Below are 22954 nucleotides of genomic sequence, written 5' to 3'. Positions count from 1 at the left end.
TTGCGCCAGTACCAAGCGGCGGCGTAAAATGACACCGACCTTTGAAGGACACGACCTTGCATATCGCCTATATCCTCAACAGCTATCCGCAACCCAGCCACAGTTTTATCCGCCGCGAAATCCGCGCGTTGGAGGCCCAAGGCCACAAGGTCACGCGGCTGGCGATGCGGGCGGGGGATGCGCCTTTGGTGGACAACCAAGATTTGGAAGAGGCCGCTGCCACGCAATATGTCCTGCGTGCGGGTGCCATGGCCTTACTGGGGGCAACCGCGCTGAACTTCTCGCTGGCGCCCAAACGTTTCGCGCGTGCTCTGGCGCTGGCATGGCGCTGTGGGAAACGCTCAGAAGTGGGCGTTCTCAAACATCTGATTTACCTCGCTGAGGCCGCTTATGCCGCCAAGGTTTGCGAAGCTGCCAAAGCCACCCATGCGCATGCTCACTTTGGCACAAATGCCGCCGCAGTCGCCATGCTATGCCATGCGCTTGGCGGTCCTGAATACAGTTTTACCGTTCACGGCCCCGAAGAGTATGACGCCCCCCGCGCCCTTTCACTGGGCGACAAAATCGCGCAGTCAAAATTCACCGTCGCCATCACCAGCTATGGCCGCAGCCAACTCAGCCGTTGGGCAGGCCCCGCCCATTGGGACAAAATCAAGGTGGTGCATTGCGGCGTCGATACCAGCCATTTCCCTGACCCAACGCCATTGCCAACGGGCGGCCCCCGCTTTGTCGCAATTGGGCGGTTTGTCGAGCAGAAAGGCCAGTTGCTGGCCTTGGATGCCATGACCCAACTGGTAACAACACAGCCCAACGCCCACCTGACCCTGATCGGCGACGGCGAAATGCGTCCCGAGATTGAGGCGAGGATCAAAAATTTGGGCCTGTCCGATCACATCACCCTCACAGGTTGGGTCGATGAAGCACGAATTCTGGCTGAGTTACAAAACGCCCATGCCCTGCTAATGCCCAGCTTTGCCGAAGGTCTACCCATGGTGATCATGGAGGCGATGGCGGCGGGCCGTTTGGTGATTGCCACCTATATCGCGGGCATTCCCGAACTGGTTCAGCCCGGCAAAACAGGCTGGCTTGTCCCTGCTGGTGATGCCGCTGCATTAGCAGATGCCATGGCGGATATGGCCCAGACAACTCCTGAGACACTGGCGCAGATGGCCCAAGCCGGACGCGCTCGCGTGTTAGAGCGCCATGACGTAGAGACCGAGGCCGCCAAATTGGCCGCGTTTATCGCGGGTTAACGCCCCCGCGCCCAGCGTTCTTGTTTTCGGTGGGGCAAACGCACCGCCAAAGCAACTGCACCAAACGCCGCGAAACCCAGCGGATCGCGCAGCGCACGCCGCCAGATTGGGGGCGCATCCGCAGGTATTGGATCATGATTGGCCCAAAGCGCTGGGAATAATTCTTGCACCTCAGCCACGCCGATATCCTGACGGCGGCGCACACGGATCAGCGGCCCTGCCCCTTCGATCATCGGCCAAGTGTAGGTCGCTGGCACACGGTGACGTTCTTGTGGGGTAAAACTCAGCCGGACAAAGGTATCATCCGAGATGATATCAGGAAAATCCCCCCAACGGGTGCGGGCCGCTGCGTTGACAGCGAAAACCCCAAACCCCGGCACGCCATGGGTGACAAAAGGCAGACTGGCCCAGAAACGTGCATAGATGCGTGTAAACGCACTGCCCGACGCCTGTACAATCGGCCCGCCACTGGCATAACGCGGTGTCGAATCATCCAGCACCGCCGCCAGTTGCGCAATTAACGATTGCGAAACGACGACATCCGCATCCACATAAATTCGGGCGCCATGTCGCGCCGCTGCATCACCTGCATTCAGCGCGCCCATCTTGCTGCCCTGCGTCAGGTCAAGCACGGTCAGCGCCCACCCTTTGGCCATGAACCCGTCGGTATATTTGCGCGACACGCCAACCGTGTCATCGCTACAGCCGTTGGCCATCACGATTACTTCTACAGCAGCGCCCGTTGGGTCACTGGCCAGCAATGCCGCCAGACAGGGTTCGATGTAGCCCACTTCATTGTGGGCAGGGATCAGGATGCTACATGCAACGCTCATCTGCCCGCCACCAGTGCATCCCAACGCGGATTGCTGTCATCCAGATGCCGCAACGCGCCCCAACTGCCCCATTTCGTCGGGACATAGACATCGGCATAGGCGTTGAACAACTTGCCCCCTGCGGCCTTCCACCCTTCCAACAACGCGGTATAGAGCCTGCCCATTTCGGGCGTATAGTTGAAATATTGAAAGAAATCCGTCAGCCGCGCATCATCTACCTGTGCGCCGATCCCGACAATATGGCTACCGCCTTCATACATGATCATCTCCAAACCCGCCTTGTTCGCCACCTGCGCATGATAAGGCCACACCCGCGTTTGCAGATCGCTGACCGTGTCTACATTCTGCCCGCTCACCGATCCATCTGTCAGTTCTTGTGCGGCCAATGTAGTCGCATAGTCATATTGCGTGGCATTGATCGCCTCGGCCAGTGCTGCGCCCGTAAGGCCTTGCGCTGTTGCGGTCTCGGTTGCGCGTTTCAGACTTTCATCCAGCCAAGCCGTCACCGCTTCGCCGCGTGCTTCCAAACCCAAAATACCGCCGAAATAACCCGATACGGCATAGGCATCAAATGCCTCCGATGGCTTTGGCGTCCCTTCGGCGACAACCAAAGGCGCGTTGAGGATGTTGTCCTCCAGCCCCAACCAGCCCGTCTGGGTCGAGATCACATTGACCAATTGCGCAGGTGTGTTTTTAAATTCGGCCGACCATATGCGTGCCACTTCGGCAGCGCGCATCGCATAAAATTGCGTGCCCACCTCTGCCTTGTCCCAGCGCGCTTGCGCTTGGGCATCTGCCCAGCGGCTTTGAGCAAATTGGAAATTCCAAACCTCGTTTGAATACTCCACATAGACTTTCAGCGCGGGATCCAGACCATTGCGAACGGCCTTTGCGAACGCCTGCACATAGGCATCATCCGCCAGATGTGGAATATTGATCCAGATATTTTTACCCAGACTATTGGCCAATGCCAGCATCACTTCCAACGGCACCCCGTCATGGGCCCAACTGGCATCAAGGCTAAGAGGCCGATCCGCCCAAAGCGATTGAGTTGAATTATTTGTCTCCATCCAATCCATCATCCGCAATGTGTCAAACGGGGCCAACCGCGCGGTCCAATCAGGGTTGAACACCGCGCCGCTTTCCCACAACGCCAAACGCTCTTCACGTACCACGGTGATGTTGCGGACCGGATTTGATTTATTTGTGCGCTGAATCCGAATTTCGACACTGCCCGGACCAGGGCTATAATCAAACTGCACTTCACCGCGCCCATAGCGGATGTTGGTGGCACGGCCCGCGACCTCAACCACCCCCGCGCCCTCAAAGCGCAACATGTAACGCCCCTCAAGAGACGCCGCTGCGGCTTCGGGCAGGTCTGTCAGGATCATCGTTCCGACAGACCCAGCCGTACGCGGAAGGCTAAGCACCCAGCCTTGCGGATCAATATGGCCTGCTTTGACCATTTCTTCATATTCGATGCCGCCAAATTGACCATTAAGATGCCCCAACCAAGGACGCGCTGTTTTCATCAGATCAAGGAAAGGCTGCTGGGCGGACCAATCGGTCACAGGCGCAAGCCCCACCGCAATCGGGTCTGCGGCAACGGCGGGTGCAGCGTTTTGCACAACGGGCGCGAGTTCGGGCTTTGTCGGTGTTGGCGGATCGGCGGGTTCTGCAAGCTGTTGCGCTGGCTCCGCAACTTCTGCTTCTGCTTCTGCTTCTGCTTTAGAATTCACCTCATCAGCGGATACATCAACCGGGGCCGCCGCAAGACGAACCGGAGCGGCAACAACCTCACCCGCCTGATACCCCTCAACGGCTTCACGGGCCACACTCTGCAAAACTGCGGCTGTTTCTGCGTCCAGACCTTCAAACACCTTACCATAACGATCCTTCACTCGGAAGGGCAATCCCTGTGGGCTGGCCCCGGTCAGAACAGCGTATTGCACCATTGAAACGAAATAATGCCCTACCGTATTCAGGTGGATATCATCATCAAACACCGCGTTGATTGTGTTGATCCCCGGCACCTCGCCAGCGGCAATCGCATCATCCAAACGTGCCAAAGCCTGCCCCGCAGGAATAAGCTGAACACGGTTTTCCGCATCTGGCACGCCCCCGCGCAACATTGCCACGATGTTTTCCCAATCAGACAGATCTTCTTGCAGGCGCACGCGCCATGGTAAATCTGCCTTTTCGTCGAACTCAACCGCCTCACCTGTACCGCTTTTGAGGCTGTGCCACGTCTCTTGCACAAACACCCGCGCATCAGGCATGCCGCTTAATGCCAACCCTGCAAAAGCCTGCGCATAGAGATCGGTTTCGCTCCATTTCAGGTGATTGGCTAGGGGAATTGCCTCGGTCAGGATCAAATCCGTGGTTGTGCCTTGCGGCAACACCATACGCGCATCAATGCCCTCGGCTGTGTCAGAATTCTCCCAATTGTATTTGAGCGGCGCACCATTGATGATCTGCGCGCGCACCTCGACAGATTCGCTGGTGGCGTCCAATGCGGCATCCAGCATGTCCGGCCCCGTTGTGCCGAATAAACTATGCCCAACCATAACGACTGAAAAAACTATGCTGACCAGATCACTCATGCCGCTACTCCGCTAAAGCTTGTGCTTCGGACTACGTCCCAGACAATCTGCTGCATCAATTCGCCCGATTGCGCATCTGGCGCAACCGCCGCTGTGCCATCCGCGCGGTAAAGCGCCAATGGCAAGCCTACAGGACTGCGCTGATAAAGCGTAGCGTAATGCGTTAGCGCAATCAAATAAGCTCCCAGATCGCTCAGGTGGATGGTATCCACAGCACCTTCCGGTGTCCGCGCCATCAAGGCATCGCGCCCTGCCACATTGCCCACACCACCCCGTGCATCAACCGCGCGTACAAAAGCAGCCAATGCTTGCCCCCCTGGGATGACATGTATTGGCACGCCTGTTTGCACCACTGCTGGCATTAAAACACGCTGCACCCACAGTGTATCGTAATCGTCATCTATCCGTGCCAACCACCCTGCAGGATCATCCGTGTTGTGCCATGTTTCATACAAGTACACCCGTACATCTGGCCGTGCATTCCGTGCAAATTGCGCCCATTTCGCAAGATATTTGGCACTATCATGATAGCGAATAGCATCTTTCAGCTCGACCATCTCGGTCAATACCAGCGCATCAAAATCGCCGCTTTGCAGCGCCTCACGGGCGGGGGCGAATTTGGGGTGATCGTTTTCGGTCTCAAACCCGTTCACAGGTACGTCGGGTTCCCAATGGGCAAGCAACGGCGTCCCCCAACCCAGCTGGCTGGCATAATCATGCCCCGCAGGTGCCAATTGGGCCAGCATCGCAGGCATATCCCGCCCAACCAATGAATGACCCAAATGAAAGACGTTCAACGGCGTTTCAGGGGCAACTACAGGCATATCCAGTACTGCCCGCGCCCGAGCCGCATCACGTCTGCGAACCCCGGCGCCCAGCGCCAAGAAACCACCTGCACCAACCAGTGCCGCAGATGCAAGCCGCACCATGCCCCGCCGAGACATCATCCGCTCAACCCCTTTTAACCGTTAACCAAATCCGCCATGGCAGATTGCCTTACAACCACTCCGGTGACAAGCAACCCCGCCGCATGCGCGTAAGAACCGGCAAGAACCGCCCCTTTTACAAATGGTCCCTGCGTAGACTGGAAACAAGCGCTGAAACGGCTGGTATTCCGATCAATTGTAAGCTCTAGCACCTCAAACCCGAAAAGCGCACCAGTTAGCGGATATTGCGCCTTATAAGCTGCTTCTTTTGCGGAAAAAATCAGTTTCGCCATCACGCCCCGCTCTGCGGCAGGTTGCGTACCAAGCCAGATTTGCTCGGCTTTGGTGCAGACTTCGGCGACCAACAGAGGGTCCAGCGGGGTTGCATCCTCCAGATCGACGCCAATGCCCGCCCATGTGCTGCGCGGTCCCACGGCGGCCACACAGGCCGAAGATGTGTGCGAAATGCTCCCCGTTAATCCTTCGGGCCAGATCGGCGCGCGGTCTGCTCCGATAGGAACAGGCCGTGGCGGCAACGAGAGCGATACCATCGCCGCCCGCGCAGCAGCACGGCCCGCGTGAAACTCCGCCAGACGTTTTGGTACAGCCCCCTTCAGGTTGACCGCTTCTTCGGGATCAGCCGCAACAGGCATCTGTCGCGGATCACGCGCCGCAACAGCCAATCCCAAAGGGAGGACCGACTGCGTCAGCGCGGTCACCAGCGCAGGATCGATGTTCACGAGTCAGCCTTGGCCCGCCCTGCCCGCATGGCCCGACGTTTGGAAATGGTTTCAGCTTTGGCTGGGGCCGCTTCGGCAGGTACTTCTGCAACAGCTACCTTGCCCTTATCCAGATGCGCCGCCAGCCCCTCAAGTGTTGGAAAACGGAAGATGTCGGTGATGCCCAATTTATCTACCCCCAATGCCGCTTTGATGTCGCGGTGCGCCTGAACGGCCAACAAAGAATGCCCCCCCAAGCTAAAGAAGTTATCAGAGGGCCTGATATTTGCCACGCCAAGGATCGCCGTCCAGACCTGTGCAATCGCGGCCTGTGTGCCGCCTTGCACGGGGGCGTCTAGCGCTGCTGATGGGGCAACTTTGGCCGTTGGTGCAGGCAGTGCTTTACGATCAATTTTCTTGTTTGGCGTCAGCGGCATGCGCGCCACTTCGACAATCCGCGCTGGCACCATAATATCGGGCAAGGTCGCAGATAGCGCACGGCGCAACGCGTCTTCGTTGATGTTTGATCCGGTGACATAACCCACCAGTTGCGCGCCGCCTCTGGCTTCACGGGCAACCACAACCGCCTGCGTGATACCCGCCTGCGCGGCCAAGGCGCTCTCGATCTCGCCCAGCTCAATCCGGTGACCGCGGATTTTCACCTGATCATCCGCACGTCCCATAAAGCCCAGACTGCCATCGCAGCGCCACATGGCCAGATCGCCTGTGCGGTACATTTTGCCACTGCCAAACGGGTTATCCACAAACCGCTCTGCTGTCATCTCGGGGCGGTCATGATAGCCTAAAGTGACCCCATCCCCAGCGATATACAGCTCACCCGCGACCCCGACAGGGCGCGGCGTCAGCGTCTCATCCAAGACATAGGTTTGGGTATTCGCGATCGGCGTGCCGATGGCTGCTGTGGTCTCGGGCTGCGTGACCATCTGGGTTGTAGACCAGATCGTTGTTTCGGTTGGCCCATACATGTTTTGCACTCGCCCGCCGCAGGCTTGGATCAGCTCTGCTGCCAGCGCCCCTGGCAAGGCTTCGCCACCTACCATCAATTCGCGCAAACCAGACAAGGCAAAACGTGTCTCGTCGTTCATCACCATCATCTGCGCCATCGACGGTGTACATTGCATGTGGCTGACTTTGTGCCGCATCAACTGCGCCGCCAGCGAAAAATCATCCTCTGCCAGAGCTGCGCCTGCATTGGCACGTGATAGCACCTCAGCCAAAGGTATCAGGCTGTCCATCACCGCATCCACATCGATGCCATAGTCGATCAAACAGGCGATTTCATTGACGCCAATGCGTTTCAATTCTTCGGTACGCGCTACGGCATCGTCAACCGTGCCGAACAAACCGCTATCGTTGAAGTAACGTTGAAAGGCGAACTCAAGGATCGCTTCCATTTCCTCATCGTCCAACCCGTCAAGGTTGACCTCAAAGGGGTTGGTTGCCCCTTCGGGACGTTTGAACGCAGGGAAGGCCCATGCATATTGCTTGATCAGCCCCGCCGCCGAACGCAGATACTCTTTCATCGGTTCGCGTGCGACGTCTTCGGCATGGACGCGGCTGTCGGACAGATAAGTGTGCAGCATCAATGTGACTTTGAAATCAGCCGGATCATGCCCTGCCTCACGCAAAGCAGCATGATAGAGTTTAATCTTCTCGCCGACTTCTTCCACCGATTGCCCCAGCAAATGCGTCAAGACGTTAGCCCCGATTGCGCCTGCTTCTTTCCACGTTGCAGGATTGCCCGCCGTGGTCACCCAAACGGGTAGCTCTTTTGACACGGGGCGCGGTTGGGTCACCACCGCAAAGGGCGTGCCGTCTTTGGTGGGGAATTCCACCGCATCGCCCCGCCACAAAGCCCGCAATTGGTCAATGGTGGTGAACATTGCGGGTTTGTTGTTTGGCGGTGTATTTTCAGGACGCAAAACAAAATCATCCGGCTGCCAGCCCGACGCGATGGCAAGCCCCACACGCCCGTTTGTCAGGTTGTCGATCACGGCCCATTCCTCGGCGATGCGCGCAGGATGGTGCAGCGGTGCGACACAAGAGCCCGCCCGTACAGCAAGGTTATTCGTGACCGCAGCCACTGCCGCCCCCGTTACCGAGGGGTTCGGATAAGGTCCGCCAAAGGCGTGGAAATGCCGTTCGGGCGTCCAGACCGCATTGAACCCATGGGTATCGGCAAATTTGGCGCCTTCCAGCAACAGGCGGTATTTTTCAGGGCCAACACCGCCGTCATTGCCCCAATAATACAGGCTAAAGTCGATCTTGGCATCCGACACAGCAATCGGGCCTTTGGACAATTCGGTGCGACTGTCATCGCCTGCCAGCACCAGTTTGAAACCACGTGACAGCGTCCAGAACAGCTCTAGCACGGAAATGTCAAACGACAGGCTGGTAACAGCCAGCCATGCATCACCGTCTTTATGGCTGATCCGATCATCCATACCCGCAAAGAAATTCGCCACATTCCCGTGGCTGACCATGACCCCTTTGGGTGTGCCTGTGGAGCCAGAAGTATAGATCAGATACGCCAGCGTGCTGCCATCCGCGCCCGCGTCAGGATTGGTATCAAGCTGCGCCGCCAATTGGGTATCGATGTCCAGCACCACGAGCGCCGCATCCCCTTTGGGCAGGCTCTCCGCCAACGCCGATTGGGTCACGATCACGGGCGCGCCACTGTCTGCGATGTAATGTTTAATCCGGTCAGCAGGATAAGCGGGATCAAGCGGCACATAAGCCCCGCCTGCCTTCAGGATACCCAGCGCCCCGATGAGCAAATCTGGCCCCCGCGATGTGGAGAGCCCCACAGGCGTTCCCTTGGTCACGCCTTGCGCCACAAGACGGTGCGCCAGCCTGTTTGCAGCCGCATTCAGCGCGGCATAGCTGAGGGTTTGATCCTCAAACACCAGAGCGGTTGCATCAGGTGTCCGCGCAACCTGCGCTTCAAAATCAACATGCACTGGATCAGCCGTGTAAGCGACTTTGGTGGCATTCCAACCATTCAAAAGCTGCGCACGCTCTGATTCAGCCAAGCCAGTGCCGCCCGCCAGAGAATGTGCCAGACGCGCTGCAAGGATATCCATTGCCACGTCGGACAACAGCCCCGTATCCCCATGCAACGTGATCTGACACTCAGCGATTACATATGTCAGTGCGCTGCCTGCAACTGGCGCATCAGCCAACATAGTCGCAGGTGTCTGCGCTGTGATCGCGGGATCGCGGTGCGGCAGATCAGCGGCGAAACCGGCTGTATTGGCGATGCGCGCCAATTGCGCAGCCAGCGGTTCATCGCTGTTCAATGGCACCCACGGCGCGGCAAACCGCACATCAGCAGGCGTTACTGCATGGCCGATATCACCGGCAGGAACACCTGCCCCTGAAACAGCTGCGGCCAGAATGGCCTGCACGGCGGCTTCACGGTCTGTACCTTGCGGCAAGGATACGTGGCGCTGTGTCCACTCCCCTTTGGCTTCACCACTGGTCAGTGGCAGGGGCAATGTTTCCATCCGCGCCAAACGGCCACGCCAATAGGCTTCATCCGCCAGCACCCGTTTTTGAGCCTCGCCCAACGCTGCATCTGACGCGTCCAGAACCGTGCCGATTGCAGGCACCGCGTCACCTGTCGGGCTAGCAAGCCCCGTCAAACGCACAGCACCATCCGTTGTGGCCACCACCAGCGCATCACCAGCAGCCTCCAGAACAGTGCCGCATTCACCTGAACCTGTTGCAAGCGTTGCGCCCGAAACGGTGAATACAGCCCCGCCAGCCGCGACTTTAGCCAGTCCCAGCGGGTTCCAATACCCGCCGAAATCCAGCCCCCGCAGCAGCGCCATAATTTGTGTGGTGGTTTGGGTAAAATCTATCAGGCCCATCACCGTGGGCCGTTGGTCACGGGCAAAATAGCTGCGCTGGCTCAGGTCTTGCGCCGTCCGCTCGGGCGTGCCGCTTTCCAGTTGCGCCATCACGCGGGCAAAGCTTTCCACCCCTGCGGCATAGCATTTTGAATTGAGGCTGAACGCGGTCTCATCTCCCCCGATATCAATCAACTCTTGCGCCAACAGATCGCCTTCGTCTACGCCGCCTTCGATCATGTGCCAGCTCACGCCATGCTGCGTTTCGCCGTTGATGATCGCCCATGCAGGCGTGTTCAGACCCGCGTAGCGCGGCAATGGACCATCGTGAAAGTTCACGGCCCCCTTGGCAGGCAAGGCCAGTACCGGTTCTGGGATGATGCGCAGGTTTGCAATGCTCAACAGCCAGTCAAAGGCAGGTAAATCCACACGGGCCAGATCGGAGGGCCGCGCATAAACAGCCACGCCTTGGCCGTCAGCCCACGCGCGCACATCCGCGTCAGTGGAGACCACAGCCACAACGCGGTGACCGCCGGAAACGATCAAATCCGCGCAGGCGATTGTCAGCGACTCATCGCCAAGAATGACACAGGAAAAAGCAGAGGGATTAAAGGAAGCGGTCATGTGCGGTCCTCCGAGGACTGTCGATAAGGCGTCGTGGCATGGGTAAGCAGATCCCGCAGGAACCAGCTGGGGTCTTGCGGTTTTCGGCCTGCAATTGCGGTACGCAAACGGTGCAAAATGCCACCGGCCAGATGGGCAAAAAGGGCAGCCACAGCATAGGCTCGCCCGTGGTTTTTGATGAAATAGTGACGGCGTGAATCGTACCAATAGGACGGCATGCGGCGTTTAACCTTCATACCCGTCGAGACAGAGCCGATGTGCACAACACGGCTGTCTGGCACATACCAACAAGACCAGCCGGCCCGCGCAGCACGCAAACATAAATCGGTTTCTTCAAAGTACAGAAAGAACACTTCGTCGAATGTCCCGATCTCTTTCAGCATCTCGGCGCGCAACATCATGCTGGCCCCCGCACTCCAATCCACCTGTTGGGTGGTTTCGGGTTGGGGAATTGGCACAGGTGCTTCTGGCAGCATCCGCTCAATAAATCCCAACCGCGCCGCGCCGACAAATTCGCCCGCGATGGTGGGAAAGCGGAAAGCCGTGGTGTGGGTCAGATTATCTTCCCCGCGAATATGAGAGCAAGCGATGCCCGCCTTCGGATGTGCCTCAAGATGGGTCAGCAGCGCGGCGGTGCACCCTGCATCGGGAAAAGCATCGGAGTTCAGGATATAATAATAGTCAGGCGCCTGACCGTCGCTCATCACCATACGCAGGCCGATGTTATTGCCTGCGCCAAAGCCGCCATTCACAGGCGAGGCCACAACCCGCACCAAGCCGCCCTCTCCCCAACCACGCGCTGCAACTTCGCGTGAGATGACCTCATAAGAACCATCACCAGAGGCGTTATCGACAATCACCAATTCACCGCCCAAGGCGTGCAGATCGGCCAAAGCCGCCTCTGCCGCACGCAGGGTCATTTCAGCCGTACGAAAGTTAAGCAATATACATAAAACAGCAGGTCTAGACATGGGGTTACTCCGCTGCCGTGGCTTGGCGAGGCGCATCATCCGCCAAGGCTTCATTGATAATTTCGCGCAACTCGGCGGCCATCACAACCACGTTGGGCGACAGGACCATGCTGTCATGATCCCCCGGCACTTCAATCACTTGCACATGCGGTGCGTATTGCGTCCATTCGTTGTCCGCAAAAACATATTCCCGCGCACTGCTTACCCAATTGCCACCGCTGACCTTATAGGCAAGGTCCAATGCGGGCCGCAGCAGGGTCATCGGGCCGTCCCACCGAGGCGTTTGATACTGTGCAACCGCTCCCAAGAACGCCGCTTCGATCTTGGTGTTATTGAACTGTGTCGCCTGTGTTTGGTCCGTTTGCGTCTGGCGTTTGGACTTTTCCCAAGCGATGCGGTTTTGCGCCCATTCCAACAAATAACCCGGCCCTTTTGCCTTTAGCTCGGCCAGTTTAATCAAGGCTTTGTCAGGCTTGCTCAGGCTGGGGCGCACAGGCAGGGGTGAATCCAATAGCGCCAGCACGGCCACATCTTCGCCTACGGCACGCAATTGACGCGCCATCTCATAGGCGGTGATCCCACCCCCCGAGAACCCCGAGAGCAGATACGGCCCTTTGGCTTGCACCTGACGAAGCTCAGCAATGTAATCAGTTGCCGCCTGCTCAATCGTGTCATGGGGCGCGCTGTCGCCGATCAGACCACGTGCTTGTAGACCATAAACCGTGCGTTCATCCGCAAATTGCATCGCCAAATGGCGCAGGTTCAACACGTTGCCGAACATGCCCGCTACCACAAACAGCGGGGCCGCTTTGCTGGGCTTCACCCCGTTTAGGGGAACCAGATGGACAAAACGAGGCTTGGCGGTTTCGGCTTCGGGCGCATCGCCCTGAGGAGCCTCCCCCGTTTGCTCAGTGATCCGCGCCGCGATATCCGCGATTGTTGGTGCTTCGAACAGGACCGAGATCGGGAATTCCACCCCGAACTCACGTTTCACAGCAGCAAACAGGCGTACCGCAATCAAGGAATGTCCGCCCAGATCAAAGAAACTATCATCCGCCCCTACGGGCGACACCCCCAGCAGCGTGGACCACATGCCTGCCAGCGCAACCTGCACACGGCCTTCAGGCGCAACAAACCCTTCCAGATCAGTCCGCTCAAAGCTCTGCCCTGTTGGCATCTCACGCGGCGGCGTGTCTGCCTGTGCGATCAACCCCTTGAGCGGCAAAGACGAGACATAGACCTGCGGCACATCCAACGCCAATGCACGCGCCAGTGCCTGAGGCCCCTCAGCGGCAGTGATCCCCTGTGCCACAAGATACGCCAGACGCTCCTCTGCTTCGGATTGTTGGCGCTCTTGCGGCTGTGCCTCATCGTCAAACGCGACCTCTGAGGCTGTCAGCGCGGCGGATTGCGCAGCAAACCCCCCTTTGAGGCGCGTCATGGCAAAGTCACGGACCTGCACCAGTACCACGCCTTCGGAGTCACACAGCGTCACATCAAAACGCACGTCATCGGCACCCGAGGCACGCAGTTGAACCCAGCTGTAGATCTCGCTCGGGAGCGGCGCATAAATGCTGATCTCACCGTAAGACATCGGCACCCAAAGGTCCGTACCGTCATAGCCCGTTGCCAGATCAATCGCCCAGCCGGTTGCCAAATCCATCAAACCGGGGTGCAGTATCTGCCCCGCGTCCAGCGGTGTTTCCAGCAGCAAACGTGCCAAACCTTCGCCCTCGCCCAGTTGACGTGCCCGAAGCACCTGCCATTGTGGGCCAAAGCGTAAATGCGCTTCTTGGCGGGTGGGCATATGCGCACCGTTTGCCTCCTCAACCGCGCCCAGACGCGATGAAATTTGCTCAAGATCGATTGCTTTAACGGCAGTGGGAGCGGTGACCACATGCGCCTCAGCGTGCATCTGCCAACCTGCGCGATCACCCAACAGACAATCACTGCGCAAGGCAGCGGAGAAACCGCCTGCCTCAGGGGTCAGGCTGATCCGCATCTTGCGCGACTGGCCTTCTGGCGCATCAAAGGCACGCAAGAAATACAGATCACGTAGGGAAAATGGCATCTCCACGCCCGCCCCTTGCGCGGCTTGGGCCAGCCCCTCAACCATACCAGTGCCGGGCATCACCGCTGTTCCATCTGCCATACGGTGTTGATCCAGCACCCAATCGCTGGCCGCATCCAATGTGGCGGCAAAACGGCTTTCCCCTTCCAGCACTTCGACGCTGTCCAACATCGGCACGGTCAATGTACGCGGCGGCAATGTCTCAATTGGAGCACCGCCGACGGCTTCAGCCGCCATGCCCACATCCGCCCACACGCCCCAATTCACGGCGACAACGCGGGTCTTGCCGCCCGCACGCGCCTGAGCAAAGGCGTTGAGGTAATCATTGGCAGCCACATAATCCACCTGCCCCGCCGCACGTGTTGCGGTAGAGGTCGAGGAAAACAGCACCATCAGATCAACACTGCCATCGGGCAGCAATTGGTCCAGTACCCGCAGTCCTTGGACCTTGGGTGCCAGCACCGCATCCACCTGTGCCTGAGTTTTACCCAGCAAAGGCGCATCATCCAACGTGCCAGCAGCGTGAAACACGCCATCAATTGGTCCGCGTGCGCGTAAACCCTCAATCACTTTGCGCATCTGCGCCACGTTGATCACGTCAGCCGTGGCAACTTCAACAGTCCCACCCAACGCCTCAAGCCGCAGCACCGCACGGATACGGCGGGCAAGGGCATCGCCTGCATGGGTGGTTTGCAAAACACGTGGCCACGCTTCACGCGCAGGCAGCACTGCACGGCTGAGCAACACAGCACGGGCATCATGGGTAGACAGAAGATCAGCTGCAATCGTCTGGCCAATACCGCCAAAACCGCCAGTGATCAGATAGGTGCCGCCGCGTTTAATCGCAGGCGTTTGCGCCTGTGCCAATCGTTGCGAACGGATGCCGCGCAGATACCGCCGCCCCTCCCGCAACGCGATGACCGCGTTAGCAGGGGTCGCCAGAAGTTCTTCCATAATAACATCGGTCATGTCTGACGCGGCCTCAGGTGTGGCGCGTGCAAACAGGCGCTTTGGCGCTGCGGGTTTTGCCATACTCAGGTCAACAGAGGCCACTGTCAGGGCTGCGATCTCGTGGGGCATCACACCTGCGGGGCCGCTGATCATCGCCTTCTCGGGATAAAGCAATGCCTCGGATGCAACACGCGCAGCACCATTAGTGAAAACCGTCACATGGGTTTCAGGCGCATCAGCACGCTCGGCCAAGGACTGGCCAAGCCACAGGAGGCTGTAAAACCCCTGTTCTAGCATACGGTCATAAAAACTGCTGCCCGGGCGGTGGTCTTCGGCATCGGTCACGCCCCAGAAATGCGCAATGCGCGTGGGGGTTTGGCCAGCCTCGGTAAGGGCTGCCATCAGCGCATCATAGCCTTCGCGCCCTTGCTCAGGCGCAAGCGAGTAACGCCCCTGCCCCAGATCGGCAAAACTGTCTGACGATTCGACAACTGACACAGCGGCGCCGGAGGCCCGCAAGCGATCAATTACAGGGGCTGCAACACCGCCCTGATCTGCAAAAATCAGCCACGCCTCATCCGCTGCACCCGCAAGCGCTGCGTTCAAATCTGCATCTACATCCGCGTATTGCGCACGCCAACTGGGAACAGAGCCCCAATCGGCCAGATCATCCAGCCTTGCCAATGCGGGGGCGGTAACAGTGGCCGCCTGCGTACCAGCAGCAATGAAATACGGGCTACGCTGGAACTGATAGGTCGGCAACACCACGCGATTGCGCCGTGCTTCACCCCAAATTTGATCCCAGTCTGCCTCTACACCGCAGGCCCAAAGCCGCCCGATGATGCCCATGAAATACATGTCATCCGCAATCGCCTGATCGGGGTGGCGCAAGGAGCTGAGCACTTGGGCAGGTTTCACATCAGCACACATCTGCGCCAGAGAAGACAGCGCCTTACCCGGCCCAACCTCAAGAAACACACGTCCTTCGGTTGCCGCAAGCGTTTCAATACAATCCGCAAAATTCACCGTATTGCGCAACTGGCCGACCCAGTAATCGGGATCAGTAGCTTGCGCCGTCGTAATCGCCACGCCCGTACGGTTGGACATGAAGGGCAGTGTCGGCGCCCGAAGATCAAGCCCCGCAAGGAAACCGCGATACTCCGCCAAGATCGGCTCTAGCATGCGACTATGGGCGGCGATGTCGATGGCGATGCGTTGGCTTTCAACCTCGTCTTGGGCAAGCCGTTCGGCCAAGGCCTTGAGCGCCCCATCAGGGCCAGAAATGGCCGTCAACTCAGGGCCATTTACCGACGCAATATCAAGGTCATCCTGCAAATAGGGTTTCACCGCCTCCAGCGACAACGGCACGCTGAGCATCCCGCCCGCAGGCACGGTATCAAACAGACGTCCGCGCAGCAGCACCAGATCAATCAGGTTCTCAAAGCTCATCACGCCCGCAAGGCAGGCGGCAACGTTTTCGCCCATAGAGTGCCCGACCAGTGCCGCAGGCTTCACGCCCCAACTGATCCAAAGCTGCGCAAGCGCATATTCGACGATAGCAATCAGCGGCAGTTGCACAGACGGCTTTTTCAACGTCTCTGCGGCGGCAGCGGCATCTGCATCAGGCAACCACAGGGCGCGGATGTCATAGTCTAGCTGCGGGGCGAGGTGGTCCAAACCACGGTCCATGGCTTCGGCAAAAGCGGGCTCTGTCTCATAGAGATCACGTGCCATATCAGGGTATTGCGCCCCGCCACCCGGGAACATGAAGACAACTTCGGGTGCATCACCAAGGCGTTCATGGGTAAAGACACGGCGGGTATCGCCTGCATCCAGCAAATCAGCGGCCTCAACAGCGGTTTCTGCCACAACCACACGGCGGCGTTCAAACCCGCGCCGCCCGTTTTTAAGGGTATGGGCAACATCGGCCAAATCTTGTTCCGGATTTGCACGCAGATGCGCACAAAGCGCGGCGGTATTTGCATCCAAGGCGGCTTTGGAGCGGCCAGAAATGCACAGCACATGAAACGGGAAATCGCTCTCTTCCGAGGGCGCACGCTGGGGCGCGTCGGACAAAATAGCATGGGCATTTGTGCCACCAACGCCCAACGCGTTAATCGCTGCATAACGCGGTGTCGCACGGCGGGGCCAAGGGGTAAGAGCGGCGTTGACCGAAAACGGGCTGCCCTCAAAACCAATGGCCGGATTGGGGGCCTCATAGCCCAAAGAAGGCGGCATCGCACCATGGTGCAACGCCAGTGTGGCCTTGACCAAGCCTGCCACACCTGCAGCCGTATCCAGATGGCCGATGTTGGTTTTCACAGAACCGATGCGCGCATAATCCACTTTGTCAGTGTGTTCGCGGTAGGCTTCGGTCAAAGCGGCGATTTCAATCGGGTCACCCAAATATGTACCCGTACCGTGACATTCGATCAGTTCAATCTGATCCGCAGGCACGCCAGAGGCGTCCAGCGCCAGACCGATCGCAGCCGCCTGCCCGTCCACTGAGGGGGCCAGATAGCCCGCTTTGGCCGCCCCGTCATTGTTGATGGCCGACCCTTTGATAACGGCCCAAATATGATCTCCGTCCGCCTGCGCATCCGACAAGCGTTTCAGCGCGACACAGCCTGCCCCCGAACCAAACACAGTTCCCTGTGCACGGTGGTCAAACGCGTGACACTCACCATCAGGCGATAAGATTTCGTTTTCCTTAAACACATAGCCACGGCCCTGAGGCAGCTCGATTGTCACACCACCTGCCAAGGCCATGTCTACCTCACCTGCACGCAAGGCAGCAGCGGCATAGTGGATTGCCACCAGCGACGTAGAGCAAGCAGTTTGCAAGTTGATCGACGGCCCTTTCAGATCAAACACATGGCTGACGCGGGTCGATAGGAAGTCTTTGTCATTGCCCGTATGGCGCAGCAAAAACATCCCCACATCATCTACCAGATCGGGGTTAGAACAGATGTTGAAATAGAAATAGCTGCCCATGCCGCAGCCCGCATAAACGCCAATTGGGCCGTTCACGGTTTCGGGCACATGGCCTGCCTGCTCCATCGCTTCCCATGCGACCTCAAGAAACTTGCGGTGCTGCGGGTCAAGGATGGCGGCGTCTTTGGGCGAGAAACCGAAAAACTCGGCATCGAATGTCTCAAACCCTTTTAGATCAGCAGCGGCGCGTACGTAATTCCGGCGTGCGATATTTTCAGCCGTTTCGCCTGCGGCCAACAGCTCTTCCTCGCTCAGCCTGCGGATCGAGGACACACCATCGCGCAAATTTTCCCAATAAGCGCCCACAGTCTGAGCACCAGGCACGTTCACGGCCATACCGACAATAGCGATATCCATATCCGCCGACGTGTTGTTCTGGCTGTGCTTAGTCATAAAATCTCACCTTTTGGGCCGCTTATGACGGGGAACCGTCCCCAAGCAATCTTCTTAAAAAACGGACCATATTTTAAGGGCTAACAAAGTACCCAAGGGGCTTAATACGTGCTGAAAGTGTTTATTTCGTGACGAAAAGGAGGCTTTATGCCACTCTGATAAAGGCTCTAGCACATTCAATCACCTCAAAAAAAGGCCATTGAAGCCCAAGCTGCAACAATCAAAGCAATGCTCAGGTAATTTTGGCAGAATTAGGGCAGTAAAGTCAAAAGAGACAACTAGAGTAGTTTACTCGAAATATCCTTGCGTCCAGCTCCCATCACGGGCTTGTTTTGCAGCGCATAACGTGGCTCTTTTTTACGCCATGGGTCCAGTCGCTCAACATAGCCCAAGATTGCGCCCGCCGTGAGCCACGTAAACGGCGTTAATGTTGCGTTCAGCAGCATATCCATCAATGTGGTTCCCAAAATCAACGCAACAGCACCTATATATGGCGAAATCTCTGCATTACGGTTGCGCAGCGCATAGCGTCCCAGCAGCAGCAGCGGTAAAGCCAGCAACCCGAACTCCGCAATGTACCCAAGCCAGCCAAAACTGCCAAATACAATGATCCAGCGGCCATCAGGAATGGTCAAAATCTCTCCGTCTTCGGGGTCACGTACAAGGCTCCTGCCCCAACCGCTCCAACCGAATGCCGCTTTTTCATCGGCCCGCTCCAACAACTGGGTTTCATTATCAAAACGGTATTCAAGCGATTGCGCACGCGCCGGATTATATTCAGCGATCTTGGCGACAATGGCTTGCGTCGGGATTGCCCCAACATTGCGTAGCATCGGATAGGTCACAGCAATCAAAGCGAAAACCATAGAAATCATAATCAGCCAGCGACGCGGTGCAAAATAGATCATCGGCACCAATAACATGCCATACGCAATTGATGCCGCGCTTTTACATGCAAACAAAAAGAGCATCAGATACAGCGTCCACAAGATGGCTTTCCAGCGCCCTAGCCTTGGGGTTTCGCGTGCGAGCGCTGCAGCAGACATGACCGCCGTACAGACAAACAAAGCCAGCCAAAGCCCGTGAGGCATGAACACGATGGGCCGATAGCCCCCCGCACGCATGGTCTGTTCAAAACTATGTTGGAAAAACCCATATACCCAGACGTTCATTTGCGGCGAAAATCTGATTTCTATAAACGAGGGAATTGAATAAAATATCGCCGCCCCCATCAAACCCGTCAGAATTGCCCGCAGGCCGTCTTCTGTGTTCAAAAACTGCCGCGCCACAAGGAAGGGAACAACCGTCAACGCCTGCCCTATCAACACCGATCCAATGTCACGCACTGATTGCCCTGGCAGCGCATCCACCAGAAACAAAATAGGGTCCGCACCGCGCAATACTTCGAATAGGATCGGTTCTGGGTTGGTTAGAACAGTAGGAATTGCGCCAAACACCAACAAAACGACCAGAACACGCGCTACGCGATTCTCGGGTAACAAACGCACTTGGTAAGCGGCACTGAAAACAAGGATCGCCAATACGCTAATGTTCGGGATTGAGACCTTGTCCATTGCAGGCACCAAAGGCAGGTTAAATTCTGCCAGCGGAGGTAACAGCAAATAGCCCCCAAGGATTGACCAAACGATAGCCCGCTCAACTGTCTGGGTGCGAAATAGCACAAGACAAACCGCAGGCCATACCAGCAACATAAGATATGCGATTGCGTTTGGCATTGTGCTCCTTCGTGCGACTTTGCGGTACAGGGGCGCACGGTATTGCAGTCATGCGCCATTAAGGCCTGCAAATACACACTAGGCAGGCTCGTGTCATCTGGCTAGTTTAGGGGGCTGGCGTTACTTTCGCAAAGCAATATTAAACTAACAGATTGTAATGGAACATTAATTTGCCCACACCTCCTTTGAATGCATCCCTTCTATTGTGGCAACCCTGCACAGGTGCGCAATGAAATTCGGGCAAGGTCGTTATGTCGTTGAAGTTAATGTCCCTGACCGCGCCGCATTGTTTCGCAGCATTCGAAAAAAATTCTCGGATGGCGAGGGATTCGCGCTGGCCACGCTGAATCTTGATCATCTCACCAAACTTCCCGTCGATCCCACCTTTGTCGCCGCTTATCAGGCGCAAGATTTGGTTGTGGCGGACGGGCGTCCTGTTGTCTGGCTTTCACAATTGGCAAAACAGCCTGTGGAGTTAATGCCAGGTTCGGATCTGGTGATCCCGCTGACTGAACTGGCTGCTGAAATGCAGATGCCGATTGCGTTGATGGGCAGCTCTGATGAGGCACTTGCTGGTGCAAAAGCGGCTCTCGAAGCCCGCGTTCCCCAGATCAATATCGCTCTTACACATGCCCCCGCCTACGGCTTTGATCCCACAGGCGATGAAGCCAACAAGATATGTGACCTGCTTAACAACTCTGGTGCGCAGCTATGCTTCATTGCCCTCGGCGCGCCTAAACAAGAATTATTCGCCGCATTTGCACGTACTCGTTCACCCCAAGTCGGGTTTGCCTCTATTGGTGCGGGGCTTGACTTTCTCTCTGGTCATCAAGTGCGTGCGCCCAAGATAATGCGCATGCTGGCATTGGAGTGGTTCTGGCGAGCAATGCAAAGCCCCCGTCGGATGATTCCACGCTATGCTAAGTGCTTTGCGATCTTGCCACGGCTCATCCTTGACGCGTGGCGCCAACGGTAATTATTTATATTCAATAAGGCGTTTTTTTCCGCCTGTAAGGCGTCGCCAATAGTACTCCAGCACACCACGTGCTTCGGCAAACTTACCCAAGACACTAAAGAACGCCCAAGCCAGCCCCCCGCGCCGCGCCAACCGCATGACTTGCAGCGGATAGATCAAGCCAGCCAACACCCCCAGAGGCCCAGCGACAAGCGCAAGCACTGCGATCAATAGCGGCAAGGCCAAGCCCCAGATCAGAGCACGGCGTGTTTCAGAAACCCAGTGCCGTTCGGGCGCGGCACCATGCAGCGCAGCCCCTTCAGCAAAGGCATGCCCTGCCCGTTTACTCCGCCGCCACCATTGCCCTAATCGCATGATCTGCGCATCATGGGCCGTCATTTCCGCGTCCAAACGCCAGATACGCCAACCTGCCTGCCGCAAACGTACGCATAGTTCTGGTTCCTCGCCGGCGATCAGATCCTCGCGGTAGCCGCCAACTGGCTGCACCGCATCAACCCGCATTAACGCATCTCCACCGCAGGATTTTGCCTCTCCAATGGGGGTATCCCATTCCCCATCAATAAGGCCGTTGTAAACAGACGCCTCAGGATACATTTCCCGACGCCTTCCACAAACCACGGCCACATCAGGATGCGATGCCAAGAAATCCTGCGCCTGTGCCAACCAGTCAGGTTGAACGACGCAATCGCCATCTAACAGCTGCACTAGCTTTGTGCCCTCCGGCAAAGCCGCCAGCCCCGCATTACGCGCGCGCGCTGCGGTAAACGGGAGAGACATATCAAGGCTTACCACTTGGGCCCCTCTCGCCTGTGCCGCTGCGATCGAACCGTCGGTTGATCCGCTATCCACGTAGACCAGCCGCGTCATTCCCTCCAGCGCATCCAGGCAAGCAATCAGCCGTGCGCCTTCGTTCCGTCCAATAACAATTGCTGCGATGCTCATTCCGCGCTCGCCGCCAAAAACGCGCGGTAGTCATCAGATGCAACTAAGAACCCATCTTCAAACAACGGGTCAATTCCGCCCCACCCCATCGCATCTTCCGAATAAAGCGACAAATCTGCTGCCGCCCCTAACACGTTCAAACGCGCTTGATCCTCTCCATGTGCCAAGTCACCACTGCTGGCACTTGCAGCGTCACGTGCGGCTACATTACCTGCAAATTTATAATGCCTGATTAACGCTGTGAAATCAGAAACCACCACATTTTGCGACAAATGCGGATGCGGGGCCGGCACCACCATCGGCCCATTGAAAATCAACGGGTGTTTTGTCAGACAACAAGCCTCACCGAAAACCTTACCACGCACGCCGCCAAACTTGAATTTCAAGTCTTCCGAGCGCACCACATTATCGCGCAGCAATGCGCTAAAGCCGATTTTATCAGAGTGGTAATCGAAGCAATCTACCAAACTGATATCATAATATGAAAACGCATCCAACGCTTGCCCGAACGTAAAATCCTTTACGGCCGCCAATGGCGCATGCGGAAACATCTCTAGCATTTGCGCCATGAGCGCGGTATCCCCACGCGCCTCCAGATAGCGGATCAAGGCAGGTAGCCCGCCTGTTTCGCGTCCCTCAAAATCAAACTGCTCGTCCATATCGACATATAGGCACCAGCGGTTTTGCCCATAGGTCTGTGCAGGATATCTGCGCATCAGATCTTCATATTTGGCCAATGGCAATACAGCACGATCAATTACACAGCCTTCTTGCGTGCGAATGCGCGCGATGGTGTCGTCAGTCGATCCATTATCGATAAAGGCAAAATGCCTGATACCTAGCTTGCGATAATAGTCGAAAAACTCATCAAGATAATAGGCACCGTCACGCACCAAAACAATTGCCAAAACAGCATCTTGCGGCACAATAAACCCTTCGCCGTGCACATGTTCGACGGCACGATCAAAACAGCGGCGTCTGGCGGCCTGCGAAAGCCGGTTTCGAATACGGCGAAATATGGACTGGCGTTCTCTCATAACATTGTCTTACGCCAACATATCTCTACGGTCTACAGTTGGTCACGAACATG

The 22954-nt window shown here is 57.2% G+C and carries 12 protein-coding genes; 2 read left to right on the top strand and 10 right to left on the bottom strand.

What is annotated here, in order from left to right; all coding sequences use genetic code 11:
- Positions 1 to 56 precede the first annotated feature (56 nt).
- Positions 57 to 1253 (top strand): glycosyltransferase family 4 protein, encoded by a 1197-nt coding sequence (locus GGR95_RS02775; protein ID WP_184562790.1) that lies wholly within the window; start codon positions 57 to 59, stop codon positions 1251 to 1253.
- Here GGR95_RS02775 and GGR95_RS02770 read toward each other — a convergent pair.
- The 8 genes from GGR95_RS02770 to GGR95_RS02735 all read right to left on the bottom strand — a co-directional run bounded on the left by GGR95_RS02770 (position 1250) and on the right by GGR95_RS02735 (position 19946).
- Positions 1250 to 2086: a glycosyltransferase family 2 protein gene (locus GGR95_RS02770; RefSeq protein ID WP_184562503.1), complete on the bottom strand. Its 837-nt coding sequence runs from the start codon at positions 2084 to 2086 to the stop codon at positions 1250 to 1252. The two genes, GGR95_RS02775 and GGR95_RS02770, sit on opposite strands and share 4 nt — an antisense overlap.
- Positions 2083 to 4689, bottom strand: a complete 2607-nt coding sequence (locus GGR95_RS02765; RefSeq protein WP_184562501.1) for a ribosomal eL19 family protein — start codon at positions 4687 to 4689, stop codon at positions 2083 to 2085. The genes GGR95_RS02770 and GGR95_RS02765 overlap by 4 nt, the downstream gene beginning before the upstream one ends.
- Positions 4686 to 5636, bottom strand: a complete 951-nt coding sequence (locus GGR95_RS02760; protein WP_246423258.1) for a hypothetical protein — start codon at positions 5634 to 5636, stop codon at positions 4686 to 4688. The genes GGR95_RS02765 and GGR95_RS02760 overlap by 4 nt, the downstream gene beginning before the upstream one ends.
- Before the next feature lie 14 nt (positions 5637 to 5650).
- Positions 5651 to 6355: a 4'-phosphopantetheinyl transferase family protein gene (locus GGR95_RS02755; RefSeq protein ID WP_343042033.1), complete on the bottom strand. Its 705-nt coding sequence runs from the start codon at positions 6353 to 6355 to the stop codon at positions 5651 to 5653.
- Complete coding sequence (locus GGR95_RS02750; protein WP_184562499.1) at positions 6352 to 10830, bottom strand: MupA/Atu3671 family FMN-dependent luciferase-like monooxygenase; 4479 nt, start codon at positions 10828 to 10830, stop codon at positions 6352 to 6354. Before GGR95_RS02750 ends, GGR95_RS02755 begins: the two co-directional genes overlap by 4 nt.
- Entirely contained in the window at positions 10827 to 11801 is a 975-nt protein-coding gene (locus GGR95_RS02745) for a glycosyltransferase family 2 protein (RefSeq protein WP_184562497.1), read from the bottom strand. The genes GGR95_RS02750 and GGR95_RS02745 overlap by 4 nt, the downstream gene beginning before the upstream one ends.
- Positions 11802 to 11805: 4 nt before the next feature.
- Complete coding sequence (locus GGR95_RS02740; RefSeq protein WP_184562495.1) at positions 11806 to 18210, bottom strand: type I polyketide synthase; 6405 nt, start codon at positions 18208 to 18210, stop codon at positions 11806 to 11808.
- Positions 18211 to 18488: 278 nt separating this feature from the next.
- Complete coding sequence (locus GGR95_RS02735; RefSeq protein ID WP_184562493.1) at positions 18489 to 19946, bottom strand: hypothetical protein; 1458 nt, start codon at positions 19944 to 19946, stop codon at positions 18489 to 18491.
- A gap of 229 nt (positions 19947 to 20175) precedes the next feature.
- Here GGR95_RS02735 and GGR95_RS02730 point away from each other — a divergent pair, with 229 nt between their 5' ends.
- Positions 20176 to 20922 carry a WecB/TagA/CpsF family glycosyltransferase gene (locus tag GGR95_RS02730; RefSeq protein WP_184562491.1) on the top strand — a complete coding sequence of 249 codons (747 nt, stop codon included), beginning with the start codon at positions 20176 to 20178 and terminating at the stop codon, positions 20920 to 20922.
- Here the strand turns inward: GGR95_RS02730 and GGR95_RS02725 are convergent, their stop codons facing one another.
- Both GGR95_RS02725 and GGR95_RS02720 read right to left on the bottom strand, forming a co-directional pair.
- Complete coding sequence (locus GGR95_RS02725) at positions 20923 to 21864, bottom strand: glycosyltransferase family 2 protein (RefSeq protein WP_184562489.1); 942 nt, start codon at positions 21862 to 21864, stop codon at positions 20923 to 20925.
- Positions 21861 to 22901, bottom strand: a complete 1041-nt coding sequence (locus tag GGR95_RS02720) for a glycosyltransferase family 2 protein (protein ID WP_184562487.1) — start codon at positions 22899 to 22901, stop codon at positions 21861 to 21863. The genes GGR95_RS02725 and GGR95_RS02720 overlap by 4 nt, the downstream gene beginning before the upstream one ends.
- Positions 22902 to 22954: the final 53 nt, after the last annotated feature.

It is taken from the genome of Sulfitobacter undariae (genome assembly GCF_014196805.1).
GTDB classification, from domain to species: domain Bacteria; phylum Pseudomonadota; class Alphaproteobacteria; order Rhodobacterales; family Rhodobacteraceae; genus Sulfitobacter; species Sulfitobacter undariae.
This window is presented reverse-complemented; position numbering and strand designations above follow the sequence as displayed.